Genomic DNA, 12,360 nt, shown 5'->3' on the forward strand with positions numbered 1-12,360 from the left:
GAGGATCGTTTTTTACATCAACATACCAACATCTCCCATTACAAATTTAATTATCTGGAAAAGGCTGCCCGTTTAGCTGTTCAGCTTCCTCTCTCTTGGTTGCTGTAATTTGGGTATTGTGAGATATTTTCTTGGAAAATTCATACATTTCACTGGCTTTGGCTTCAGCAGCTTTCACAATTTCAAGAATTTCCAGCAGTACGCTTTCATCTGGTAATTGTTTCATGACAATACCTCTAATTTTTCAATTACTTTTTCGAGCATCATTTTAGATTCAGGAGCTATACGTAGCAAGGCTGCTAAATAATCTCCTGCTTTTTGAACATCTGCATCGGGAACACCAGCCATCAATATATTGCTCACAATGTTCTCTGCTTGTAAGCGAGTACCTATTACACAGAATTGAAAATTAGTTATCGAAGAAAAGTATTGCATCAGTATTTCATTTTCTGGAAAAAGAGACATTGCTGTTCTAAGTGCAAAAAGTCCCTGCGTTGCAAGGCTCTCGGTATCGTTTAGTACCTCGTAGAGCTGCTCAACCAAAGGTCGTATTTCGGAAGGAATAGACATTTGCAACAGTTGTGATTTGATACTTGGATTATACTGCTAAAAGTTACAACAATTCTTTGTAAAAGTCTAACAACTGCTCAGCTAAGGCTTGATTTGTATAATTGGTCATGGCTCTATGATAACCCCGATCGCCCAAATCAGCCGCCAACTCCGGCAACTCCATCAATTTCTGCAAACACTCGCGCAAAACCGCTGCATTTCCCTCCGGGAAGACTAAGCCCGCATCACCGATGACGTGGGGAATTTCCCCGCAGTCGGAACCGATAACCGGGATTTTACACGCCATCGCCTCAATTAAAACGTGACCAAATTGTTCTTTCCAACCCACAGTAGTCAAAGTTTTGAATTTATAGCTGGTTTGCGAGGGTAATACCAAGCAGTTCATTAGGTTGATATATGCGGGAACCTCTTCGTGGGAAACGCTTTCTACCCAGATTATTCGGTCGCTGATGCCCCATTTAATCGATTTTTCGACAATTTGCGATCGCAATTTCCCTTGTCCTACTAACAGCCACTTCCAAGGGAGTTTTTTCAATCCCGCCAATGATTCAGCTAAAGTTAATAGTCCTTTTTCTTCGACAAATCGCCCGACAAATCCTACCACAAAATCGGTCGGTTCAATGCCTAATTTTAGCGATAAATCAGCGTCTTTACCAGTGCGGCGAAACAAAGTTTCATCTACTCCGAGTTGCGGCATTACTGCCATCGCACCTGTGTAGCCCCGCTGCCTCAAAATTTTAGATCCGTCTAGGTTGCCGACAATAATTCCGTCAGTGTGATTGAGATTGTAATTTTCTAAGACTGAAACGGGCCACTTCAATTTATAAGGCAGGTTCCACCAGGTAAATAATATATTTTTGGCTTGGAGTTTGAGTAATTTATTGAGTATAATTAATTGGGTGTAGGCTAGGGATTTTGAACCCTGTTCGACTTGGATAATCTGCGGCTGGAATTCCTGCAATAGTTTAATTATATCTGTGCCAAATGTTAGCAATCCTTGATTGTTTTGACTAAAATTGGATATGGGAACTATTTTAAATGAGCCTTTTTGATAAAATTCGGTTTCAATAGTTTGATTTTGTACGCCTCCGGGTTTCCAGCGTCGCGGCACTACAATTGTTACTTCAATGCCTGGTTCTAGGTTGGCTAATATTTTATATTTTTCCCTATTTATGTCAACTATATAGGTGTGGCTGGCAACCAAGATTCTCATTGTTCAGTCATTGGTAATTGGTAGTTGATAATTGTAATTATTTAAGGTTAATGTGATCTTGATGAGTGTAAATTTGTCCGTCGTTCCAGAGGGACTGAATTAATGTATTGATGGCGCTAATCAAGCCGAGGATATAAAAAGTAAGTCGAACAATAATTTTAATGGGCGATCGGCTTTTATGACAAGGTGGCTTCCCCAAAACGTGGCAGTCAAAGAGTTTGGCGAAAAATCGCAGGCATTCAAAGGTCGTTAAATTTTTCAATCCCATCAGAAAGTGGTTGTGATAAAATGTGACTTGATATGCGATCGATCGCGTGCTGACATCGTGACATCCGCCGCTCTCCTCCCCCAAATGAACTAAACAGGCATTGGGATCGTACCAAATTTTCATGCCAGTCGATCGCAATCTCAAACAAAAATCCGACTCCTCCCGCACCGCACTCCCTACAAACCGCTCATCAAACGTCAAACCCCACTCGGCAAAAACCTGCCTGCGAAACGACATATTACAGCCTCTAGCCGAGAGCACCTGCTGCGCTTTGACTGTATGCACCAAATCGATAAAATACCAAGCAATGCCCGCATCCATCGCTTCTGGGGGCAAAAAGTCGATCGCCAAATCACCTCCAGAAAAATCCAATTTCATTCTGTCAAATACCCTACCCGCCACACAACCCACATCCGGTTTTTCTAAATAGTTGGCAGCGTGAGCAGCTAAAAAACCATCCGGCAATTGTACATCATCATCAAGAAATAAAATAATCTCTCCAACTGCGCGTCGCACGGCATAATTTCTCGCCGCCGGCAAACTCGCCCAATTTACCCGAAACCACCGAATTTTTCCCGCATTTGCCAATTCCTCTAAATAAACTTGAGTTTCCGATTCGTGGGTACGAGTTTGATCGATTACCAACACTTCAAAATTCGGGTAATTTTGCCGAATCGTATCAGCCAATGTCTCTCGCAGGGGTTGCTCGCGATTGTAGGTAGGTATCACAACAGAAATCATCATTCGCAGTTGCCACTTTTGTTATTTCTCTAAACGCCAAAGCCACACATCGCCCGGTTTGTAAATTGGTATGATTTTATATTTTTGCACTTTTTCTAGTTCAAATTGCAATAGTTCGGTGCTTCGGTAGATAAATACATCGCTAAAACCATCCGGGATTTTGACTTGCTCTGGTTTAACTGCTAGTAAAAGCTGTGTTTGTGGCTTCAGTAAATAGCTGATAGACATTATTTTTCCGGTAAGGTTGTTGCCTCCGTGACTAATTAATAAAGGTTTTTGGGCTTGATTGACAATCGCTGCTACTTGGGGATTGTATTTAGTGCTAGAAGGATACTTGTTCCACCAAAGTTGTGATTGTGAGCTAACGGCACAAGAAACTATTTCACTTGATATTAGGGCTATTAAGCCGAGCTGCCACAGCTTTTGTTGTCGGGGATTGGTGGCGGCTACAATTTTAGCGGTAAACAGGTAAGCCACAGCTAGCTGAATTCCTAAAATATAGGGAACTAGATAGCGATCTGCGACGCCTCCTACTGCTATCAATACTATCGCTGTAATTGCGATGGCTGTCAGGACAAACAGCCAAACTCGCTTGGGAGTTGAGTAGCAAATGAAGTAGATTGAATATACGATCGACAACATTAATATAACTGCTCCAATTAGTCTCGGTAAATCATTAATATTATTCGCACCTAATTTAATTATTCCGCCTGCCCAATGCGTGTCAACAAAATTACGGCAGGTGATAAGAATCAAAGATTTAAGTGAAGACATGACCGAGAGAGAAAGACGGGGCAAGCCTACTGTGGCAGCGATTTTGGGCGAGTTATAAACTAATACAAAAATCCAAGGTAAGAAAATGAGTGTTGCTGCCGCTGAAGCTAGTAAATAAGCTATTAATGTTTGGCTAACACGCCAATTTTCATTGATAATTACGTAGATACCGTGGGCTAATATTACTATAAAAAATAATAAACTACAATACAGTCCTAGCGTCAGGGCGATCGCATAAATAGACCAAACAGCCTTGCTCAATTTAGATTTTGATTTAAATGTGGCGGGAGTTTTTTGTAGGGCGATCGCCCGCAGCAGCATCGCATTCGACAGCAAGACAAGGACTGCAAACATCATGTACGGTCTTGCTTCTTGCGCGTACAAGACGTGAAACGGCGACACAGCGGTGATTGTCACAGCAACCCATCCCACAGAAGTAGATCGAAATAATTCCCAGCATAGCCAATAAATGCTGGGAAAAACTAGCAAACTAATCCAAGCGGAAAGACTTCTGACAGTCGCCACTTGTGGGCCGAACAACTGCACCCAGAATCTGGCTAATATAAAATACAGCGGCGGTAATTGAGGTTCTTCTGTAGCTAAACCTTTAACAGTATCCAACCAACTTTTTTCGGAATTTATTTGCTGATATTTTTGCTGCAAATCGGCGACGCTAATTATTTTTCCTTGAAAATCTTGCTGTACCATTTCCGTCCAGGTATAGCCAGAAATTCGCAGCGACGTGATAGATTCGTCGAAAGAGTAGACTTTGTGATCGAGGTTTTTAAATCTAAAAAATATCCCAGTTATTAATATGATAACAATTAAAAGTTTTAACGAAGTTCGATGCACCAGCCCATTTTGAATTGATTTGCTGTTCATAAAATCAAAAATGAGGAAATCAAGAAAGAAGGATTTAGTTGTTTAGTCTAGAGGGAATCAGGATGAGGGAATAAGAATGAAAAATTGGTTTCAATATTCCCTATATTTCTCTAGAGGATTCTTGCCATTTGTGTCAACTTAATCTCAAGCTTAATATTAGCCTAATGTTTATTGTCGAGGCCTAGATATCCCTGGAACCCCTTAATAAGGGGGGACAAGAATATTCTCAAAGTTCCCCGACTATCCGGGGAATTTAGGGGGATCAGGCCTCGGCGATAAACGAGAGATACAAAGGATTTCCGACTTAAGTTGACACGATGAAGGCTTCTTCCCTCTTCCTTCTTCCTTCTTCCTTCTTCCATCAAATAGCTATGTGTTTCTGAACAGCTAAGACTAAATTTTCAGTCCAGAAATTAGCCAATTCGGCGTTGGCAGCTTCCACCATAACTCGGATCAGGGGTTCAGTGCCAGAAGCGCGAACCAAAATCCGTCCCTGTTCTCCCATTGCAGTGTTAGCACGATCGATCGCCTTTTGCATGGGTTCGCACTCGTGCCATCTTAGCCGTTTTTCGCGATCGTCCACCCGCACATTTACCAGCAACTGCGGATAAGTTTGGAAACTGCCGCTGACCAGTTGCGCTAAAGATTCCCCGGATTGGCGCACCAGCGAAGCTATATGCAAAGCTGTCAGCAAACCATCGCCACTGATACCGAAATGCGGACAAAGAATGTGCCCCGACTGTTCGCCGCCCAACATCGCACCCGTGCGCTGCATTTCAGCATGAACGTGCTGATCTCCCACGTTCGTTCTAGTTAGTTTTCCCCCCAATTCTTCCCAAGCTCGCTCGAAGCCGAGGTTAGCCATTACAGTAGAAATAATTAAATTATCCGGTAACTGTTCGGAGTCGCGCAACTGCCGGCCCCACAGATAAAGAATGTAATCGCCATCAATCGATCGACCTTTGTTGTCAACACCCAAAACTCGATCGGCATCACCGTCAAAAGCAAATCCCAAATCAGCATTGTGTTCCAAAACCGCCGCTTGCAAACTTTCGAGATGAGTAGAACCGCAGTTAACATTAATGCGAGATCCATCTGGAGAGTTGTGCAAACAGATCACATCCGCCCCCATTTGCTCGAACACCGCCGGCGCTAAACCCGCCGCCGCCCCCCAGGCCAAATCCAAAACCACCCGCATTCCCGACAAATTCATCTGTTGCAGCGAATCAGAGACAGAAGCAGCATAATCTTTCACCAACTCCTGGCGGTGGTAGTGTTGTCCCAAAGCAAAACTAGCAACCGGAACCTTAGCCCCCCGGATTCCCGCTTCGATTTGTTCCTGCAACTGCTGCGACAGCTTAGAGCCGTTTGAGCCAAAAAACTTAATCCCGTTATCTTCTGGGGGATTGTGAGAAGCCGAAATCATCACACCGCCGACAGAATCCGAAATGCTTGCCAGATAAGCAACGCAGGGAGTCGGACACAATCCCAAATTCCACACTTCCAAACCGGCTGCTGTCAAACCCGCTGACAGTGCCATTGCCAGCATATCGCTGGAATTCCTGCTGTCTTGCCCTAAAATAACCGGGCCCTGGTTGGGGGCATTTTGGCGCATAATTTGTCCAGCCCAGAAGCCAACTTGCAGGGCTAGGGGTGCATTCAGCAATTCTCCAACTTTCCCGCGAATGCCGTCTGTGCCAAAGAGTTTAGTATTTGGTAGGGAGAGGCTATTTCCCAACAGAATACTATCGCGTTTGGCTGGCTGTACTGAGTTAGCAGCCGGAAATTCGCTACCACGATGGCGCGAAGGTGTCTGAACCATATTCACTCCTTTAGGAATATTCACACTCACACTTTGCAACTTATGTTACAACTGAAAGTCTTTATTTTCAGCGTAAACTCGATTTATTTCGGGGATTGCTCAGTTCAGTTGACAATAAGACGGCGGTTGAAACCGCGTCTACACAAACGAAGTCCGCCTCCGCGGACTGAAGATAAGACGTACGGTTTCAACCGCCCCGTCTTCTTATCGGAACCGTATTGGGCTATAGAAGGTTAATGCTGTATTGCCGTACACTTTCTGGCGGCAAATTTCTAGGCCGGGTATCGGTTGTGTCGATCGCTCCGGGCTGTGTTCGATCGCGATTTCGCCGTGTGGTGCTAACATTTCTTGGCTGGCGATCGCATTTAACACAGGTTCGTACAAGTCGCTGGCGTAGGGCGGATCGAAGTAAATGCGATCGAACTGCTGTCCCGCTAGTGCCGTCAATTTTGCGATCGCGTCTCCCCGCAATATTTGGACTTCTTGAGAAGAATCTGCTATTTTTTCCCAGTTTTCGCGGATAATTGCACAAGCTTTCGCCGACTGTTCGATACCAGTAACACTTGCGGCTTGGCGACACAAAGCCTCTGCACCCATCGAACCACTGCCGGTACAAATGTCAAGCCATCTACAATCTGCGATCGTCCCCTGCCAAATATTAAATAAAGCCTCTCTGACTCGCGCCAGTGTCGGGCGAGTTGCCAGTCCCGGCAGAGTTTTGATTTGGCGGTTGCCGCAAATTCTCAGACTCATAAGTAGAAGGAAGAAGGAAGAAGGAAGAAGGAAGAAGGAAGAAGGAAGAAGGAAGACGGAAGAAGGAAGACGGAAGACGGAAGACGGAAGAAGACATCAAGCTTTTTAGCGATCCGTATTTTACGTTGAATTAGGTAGATTTACTATTTCAAAATTTAGAATTATGGATGAATTACTGGATATGGGTTTGGAGCAGATTTACAGTTGCATTTTTTTTCGATCATGGTATCCTTGAAAACTCTAAAAACCCGGTTCATACCACAAACCGGGTTTTGCACAAATCGCCTAAGCAGCTACCTTTGCCCTCACCAGACTGACAAAATTTGACAGCATTTGCAATCCCGTAGTCGAAGACTTTTCCGGGTGAAATTGCACAGCCATCAGATTGCCTTTAGCGATAGCCGCCGTCACATTTTGACTACCGTGAGTCACCATTGCCGATCGCACTTCCAAATCAACCGGATCAACATAATAAGAATGCACGAAATAAACCCAAGGTTCAGAGGGTAAACCTTCCCATAGTGGCAGATTCGGCTGAGCAAATTCCAATTGATTCCATCCCATGTGTGGAATTGTCAACCCCGGTTCCGAGCGAAACCTGCGTACTTTTCCCGCAATCACGCCCAATCCCGGTTCTACGCCTTCTTCGGAACTTTCAAACAGAATTTGCAAACCCAAACAAATGCCTAAAAAAGGTTTCCCCGACGCGATCGCACTTTTTATCGGTTCTATCAAATTGCGCGATCGTAAATTCTGCATTGCCGGGTCAAACGAACCCACTCCCGGCAAAACCACCGCATCCGCCTGCTCGATTATAGCCGGAGAATCCGTAATTTTTGGCACTGCACCCACATTTTCCAAGCCTTTACAGACCGAGTGCAGATTGCCCATGTCATAGTCTACTACTGCGATGACAGACATTGACTTACTTGCCTTATATGATCGATAGCGGTATTATTGCACAAAACGTCATCAGTAATTAGTAATTAGTAATTAGTCATTAGTCATTAGTCATTAGTCATTAGTCATTAGTGCTGTCCCCGCTCGCGTAGTCGAAGGGTCGAATGGTTATTTGTTACTTCCAATGCCCAATGCCCAATGCCCAATGCCCAATTCCCAATTCCCAATCATTTATGACTACCAAATTTTTATTAACATCATTTAATACTTGGCTTCCCCATCAAAAATCCAACTCTTCTGACGACTTATTAGCCAAGATTTCTCAAATTCAATCTTTGCCTGATTCCCTAACTTTTTTGAGGAAACTGCCCGTAGATTTTCAGTCAGCGCCCAATTTGGCGATCGCCCAAATCAACCAAATCCAACCCGACACCATTATCTGCTGCGGCATGGCAGAAAGCAGACAAAAATTAACCATAGAATCCTGCGCTTGCTGCGATACAGATATGCTGAAAACAGCAGTCAATCTCGAATCATTAATCGCTGATTTAGCAACCACAGAAATCAGTCACGAAGCCGGAAAATTTGTATGCGAAGCCCTATATTATGCGGTTTTAAAACACCTTGCAGATTCTCAACTTAGCACCAAATGTATTTTCGTACACGTACCAATTTTGACAGAAGAAAATGCCGACAAAATTATCGCCGATTTTTTATTAATTTTAACTCGCCTTTCTTAACAACTGACAACTGACAACTGACAACTGACAACTGCCAACTGCCAGTTGCCAACTGCCAAGTCTTTAACCGCCGTAATTCCAACCAGTGGTTTCTAACTGCAACGGAGATCCCTCGCGGTGAACCCCTGCACCGATAACTTCTCCCACATAAACCGTGTGATCCCCGTGTTCCACAGCACCGACAACATTGCACTCGATGTAACCCAGAGAGTCCGAAATAATCGGACAGCCAGTTTCCGCCCCAGCATAAAATTCTACATCCTCAAATTTATTGCCAACGCGGCGCTGCGGCTTAAAGAATTTCTGGGCTAACTCTTTTTGTCCCTCTTCCAGAAAACTCAAAGCAAAGACACCGCTGGCTTTGATCATGGCGTGGGATTTGGAGTCTTGCTTGACGCAATTGACGACTAAGGGAGGGGTAAAGGAAGATTGCATCACCCAGCTAGCGGTGAAACCGTTGACTTCCTCCCCGTCTTTGACACCGCAGATGTACAATCCGTGAGGGATTTTGCGGAGGATGGTCTTTTTAGCTTGTTCGTCTAACACGGGCTTACCTGTCGATCGATAATTCTACACAGCCCAGTTTACCAATGTCCGGCTCACAAACCCAACTGTCTTAAGAGCGATCGGCAATATTACCTTTTTCTCTTCTTTCTCTAACTTCGCGCTTTTCGCGTCTTCGCGGTTCGTTAACTAAACATTTTTAAGCGAGAAGCTAGTAAATTTTAACTCACAACTCAACATTTAAAACTCTCAAACAACTCCGTGCTTCTTAAACCAATCTTGCATCCGTTTCCAAGCATCCTCAGCTTCTTTTTCCCGGTAACTGGGGCGATAGTCAGCGTTAAAACCGTGCGGCGTATCTGCATAAAGCACAATTTCGTAACCGCTGCTGCCTGTTTTGAGAACTTGCCGCATTTTCTCGACGGTATCGTTGGGAATTGACTCGTCTTTGTCGCCGTAAAGCCCCAATACAGGCACTTTCAAAGTTGCTGCAATGTCTATCGGATGTTTGGGAGTCAAAGCCGTAGAAGAGCCAACCAAACGCCCGTACCAAGCCACGCCAGCTTTGACTTTTGGGTTGTGGGCGGCATACATCCAAACAATTCGCCCTCCCCAGCAAAATCCGGTAATTCCCAACTTATCAATATTGCCCTTTCCTGACTTTTGCGCCCACTCTACGGTAGCATCTAAATCGGACATAACTTGAGCGTCGGGAACTTTGGAGACAACTGTACTAATAATTTCTTGAATGTCGGTGATTTTAGAAACATCACCTTGACGGGCAAACATTTCTGGGGCGATCGCTAAATAGCCCAATTTAGCAAAACGGCGGCAAATATCTTGAAGGTGGGCGTGAACTCCGAAGATTTCTTGAATTACTAAAATTACTGGAAAATTGCTCCCAGTAGCGGGCATTGCTCTGTAGGCTGGAATTGAGCCATCTTTTACCGGAATTTTTACCTCACCTGCAACTAAACCAGCAGCATCCGTATTGATAACGGCAGCCGCAATCGGATGAACTGCTAAGGCAAATCCGGCGGTTAATGCGGTGATAGTCATAAATTCTCTGCGAGTTAAATCTTTCATGGGTAATGGGTAATTGGTAATTAGTAATTGGTAATTGGTAATCGGGAATTAATCTTCCTTCTTCCTTCTTCCTTCTTCCTTCTTCCTTCTTCCTTCTTCCTTCGATCGGAAAAGCCGATCGTGCTCTGGATGGTACAAGCGCGATCGCCCTTGGGCCTCTTTACCCAAAGCCGGACTAATCACATACATCGTCGTTCTGATCAAATTACGTTCGCGAGTAGCGATCGCCATTTTGTCAAGAGGAACTAGGACAATTTTTTCATCCGGCCAGCCCAAACGATAACAAATCGCCACTGGTAAATCCGATGGGTAATGTTCCATCAACTGAGCTTGAGCTCGATCGACATGGCGCGCGCTCAAATACAGACACAAACTCGCTTGATGAGCCGCTAAACTCGCTAATTCTTCGCGTGTTGGTACTTCAGTGCGGCCGCTAATTCTGGTCAAAATAATTGTCTGCACAACTCCCGGAACTGTCAACTCAATTTTAAGTTTAGCTGCCGCAAGTTGGAAAGCACTAATTCCCGGAATTACCTCAAAAGCAATTCCCGCTTCAGCCAAAGCGTGCATTTGTTCACCGACTGCGCCGTAGAGACAGGGATCGCCGGAATGGAGACGAACGACGCTTTTGCCGGCGCGCACTCGCTCCACCATCAAAGGTACAATCTCTTCGAGAGTCTTATCCGCTGTTTGGATCACTTCAGCATCCGCGCGCACTCCCTCCAAAATTTGCTCAGGGACTAGAGAATCGGCAAATAATATGACATCGGCCGCAGCCAGTAGTTTTTGAGCCTTAACAGTCAACAAATCCGGGTCTCCGGGGCCTGCACCTACAATGTATACCCCTGGAATTAGGGATGGAATCTCTGTCAAACTCATGGCTGCTAAAAAAGTTTGCTAAATTTACCGGCGCTTCCGGATGCACCTATTTTGGCTGGAAGTAAGGGATGGTAGATGCACCCTGGTTTGAACCCTAGAGACTAACCTCTCTGGGGTTTTTTATTGATCCTCTGGGGATTTGTGAGTGGAATTTGCCCGATCGCCCGTGGCTGATATCACATCTGGCAAAGGTCGATCGAGCAAATAAAGCCAAGCCAACCCACCCAATCCTAAAACAATCCCAGTCAAGCTTACCATTTGCGCCGTCCGCAGCGGCCCAAACATCAAACTATCAGTTCGCAACCCTTCAATCCAGACTCGACCGGAACTGTAAGCTGCGATGTAAACCAAAAACAAAGCACCAGTTTTTAAGCGAATTTTGCCCTGCAAATCGCGGAAAAATAAAGTTAGAAGCAACCCAAATACTGTCAAATTCCACAAAGATTCGTAGAGAAATGTGGGGTGGAAGTATTCAAAATTAGCGTAGCCGATCGGGCGGCTGTTTGGCGGAATATAGAGTTTCCAAGGCAAATCCGTAGGACTGCCAAAAGCTTCGGAGTTAAAGAAATTTCCCCAGCGTCCAATCGCCTGACCAAGAATTGCCGAAGGCGCTACTAAATCTGCTAATTGCCAAAAAGAAACTCGCTGGATTTTCGCAAAAATTAAAGCTGCAATCGTGCCGCCCAAAATCGCCCCGTGAATGGCAATTCCGCCTTTCCAAATCGCCAGAATATCTTCAGGCCTCTGGGCGTATTGCTGCCACTCAAAAGCCACATAGTAAATTCGAGCGCAGGGAATAGCACCCAAAACCAACCAAATTGCTAAATCGCCCAACAATTCTGGGTTAACGCGGCGCTTTTCGGCCAAATATTGAGACAGACTGACTCCAATCAAGACGGCAGAAGCTATCAACAGCCCGTACCAACGGATAGCTACGGGGCCGAGTTGAAAGATAATCGGGCCTGGGGATGTAAATTGAAACCCTAGGGGTAGGGCGAGAATATTTAGCGCCATAGAAATTGCATTAATTGTGTTGGAAAGCTGTCAAATTTGCACACCCTTTAACAAACTACAGAGTTTATTTTAGGTGGCTGCGGTCATTTAGATGCAATATTTCGGGAATTTTGCCAAAATTTAACTTGGTTGCGGACAGATCGGACGTACGGTTGAAACCGCGTCTACACAAATGAGGACGTACGGTTGAAACCGCGTCTACACGAACGAAGTC

Annotated in this window: 14 protein-coding genes; 2 read left to right on the top strand and 12 right to left on the bottom strand. The window is 44.9% G+C overall.

The window, feature by feature from the left end; translation table 11 throughout:
• Positions 1–46: 46 nt before the first annotated feature.
• The 7 genes from QUB52_RS14240 to rsmD all read right to left on the bottom strand — a co-directional run bounded on the left by QUB52_RS14240 (position 47) and on the right by rsmD (position 6,993).
• On the bottom strand, positions 47–226 hold the full coding sequence (locus QUB52_RS14240) for a hypothetical protein (protein WP_265233302.1): 180 nt from the start codon (positions 224–226) through the stop codon (positions 47–49).
• Positions 223–570, bottom strand: a complete 348-nt coding sequence (locus QUB52_RS14245; RefSeq protein WP_265233301.1) for a hypothetical protein — start codon at positions 568–570, stop codon at positions 223–225. The genes QUB52_RS14240 and QUB52_RS14245 overlap by 4 nt, the downstream gene beginning before the upstream one ends.
• Positions 571–613: 43 nt before the next feature.
• Complete coding sequence (gene hpsO / locus QUB52_RS14250; protein ID WP_265233300.1) at positions 614–1,783, bottom strand: hormogonium polysaccharide biosynthesis glycosyltransferase HpsO; 1,170 nt, start codon at positions 1,781–1,783, stop codon at positions 614–616.
• 37 nt (positions 1,784–1,820) lie between these two features.
• Entirely contained in the window at positions 1,821–2,795 is a 975-nt protein-coding gene (gene hpsN / locus QUB52_RS14255) for a hormogonium polysaccharide biosynthesis glycosyltransferase HpsN (protein WP_265233299.1), read from the bottom strand.
• Between the two features lie 18 nt (positions 2,796–2,813).
• Complete coding sequence (locus tag QUB52_RS14260) at positions 2,814–4,448, bottom strand: glycosyltransferase family 39 protein (protein ID WP_332973458.1); 1,635 nt, start codon at positions 4,446–4,448, stop codon at positions 2,814–2,816.
• 361 nt (positions 4,449–4,809) lie between these two features.
• Entirely contained in the window at positions 4,810–6,270 is a 1,461-nt protein-coding gene (gene glmM / locus QUB52_RS14265) for a phosphoglucosamine mutase (RefSeq protein WP_265233421.1), read from the bottom strand.
• 204 nt (positions 6,271–6,474) lie between these two features.
• Positions 6,475–6,993 (bottom strand): 16S rRNA (guanine(966)-N(2))-methyltransferase RsmD, encoded by a 519-nt coding sequence (gene rsmD, locus QUB52_RS14270; RefSeq protein ID WP_332973471.1) that lies wholly within the window; start codon positions 6,991–6,993, stop codon positions 6,475–6,477.
• Here rsmD and QUB52_RS14275 point away from each other — a divergent pair.
• A complete protein-coding gene (locus tag QUB52_RS14275) occupies positions 6,887–7,132 on the top strand; it encodes a hypothetical protein (protein WP_332973474.1) in 246 nt (81 codons plus the stop codon). The genes rsmD and QUB52_RS14275 overlap by 107 nt on opposite strands.
• Before the next feature lie 176 nt (positions 7,133–7,308).
• On the opposite strand, the gene hisH is transcribed toward QUB52_RS14275, so the two are convergent.
• Positions 7,309–7,944 carry an imidazole glycerol phosphate synthase subunit HisH gene (gene hisH, locus QUB52_RS14280; RefSeq protein WP_265233297.1) on the bottom strand — a complete coding sequence of 212 codons (636 nt, stop codon included), beginning with the start codon at positions 7,942–7,944 and terminating at the stop codon, positions 7,309–7,311.
• A 212-nt stretch (positions 7,945–8,156) separates the two neighbouring features.
• Here hisH and QUB52_RS14285 point away from each other — a divergent pair, with 212 nt between their 5' ends.
• Positions 8,157–8,663: a pyroglutamyl-peptidase I family protein gene (locus tag QUB52_RS14285; RefSeq protein ID WP_332973459.1), complete on the top strand. Its 507-nt coding sequence runs from the start codon at positions 8,157–8,159 to the stop codon at positions 8,661–8,663.
• A gap of 63 nt (positions 8,664–8,726) precedes the next feature.
• On the opposite strand, the gene QUB52_RS14290 is transcribed toward QUB52_RS14285, so the two are convergent.
• The 4 genes from QUB52_RS14290 to lgt all read right to left on the bottom strand — a co-directional run bounded on the left by QUB52_RS14290 (position 8,727) and on the right by lgt (position 12,146).
• Entirely contained in the window at positions 8,727–9,209 is a 483-nt protein-coding gene (locus QUB52_RS14290) for a flavin reductase family protein (RefSeq protein ID WP_265233295.1), read from the bottom strand.
• Between the two features lie 207 nt (positions 9,210–9,416).
• Entirely contained in the window at positions 9,417–10,226 is an 810-nt protein-coding gene (locus tag QUB52_RS14295) for a dienelactone hydrolase family protein (RefSeq protein ID WP_332966655.1), read from the bottom strand.
• A gap of 75 nt (positions 10,227–10,301) precedes the next feature.
• Entirely contained in the window at positions 10,302–11,132 is an 831-nt protein-coding gene (cobM, locus tag QUB52_RS14300) for a precorrin-4 C(11)-methyltransferase (protein WP_332973460.1), read from the bottom strand.
• A gap of 120 nt (positions 11,133–11,252) precedes the next feature.
• Positions 11,253–12,146, bottom strand: a complete 894-nt coding sequence (gene lgt, locus QUB52_RS14305; protein ID WP_332973461.1) for a prolipoprotein diacylglyceryl transferase — start codon at positions 12,144–12,146, stop codon at positions 11,253–11,255.
• Positions 12,147–12,360 lie beyond the last annotated feature (214 nt).

Origin of the sequence: Microcoleus sp. A6-C6, from assembly GCF_036705955.1 — a bacterium.
Lineage (GTDB): Bacteria > Cyanobacteriota > Cyanobacteriia > Cyanobacteriales > Microcoleaceae > Microcoleus.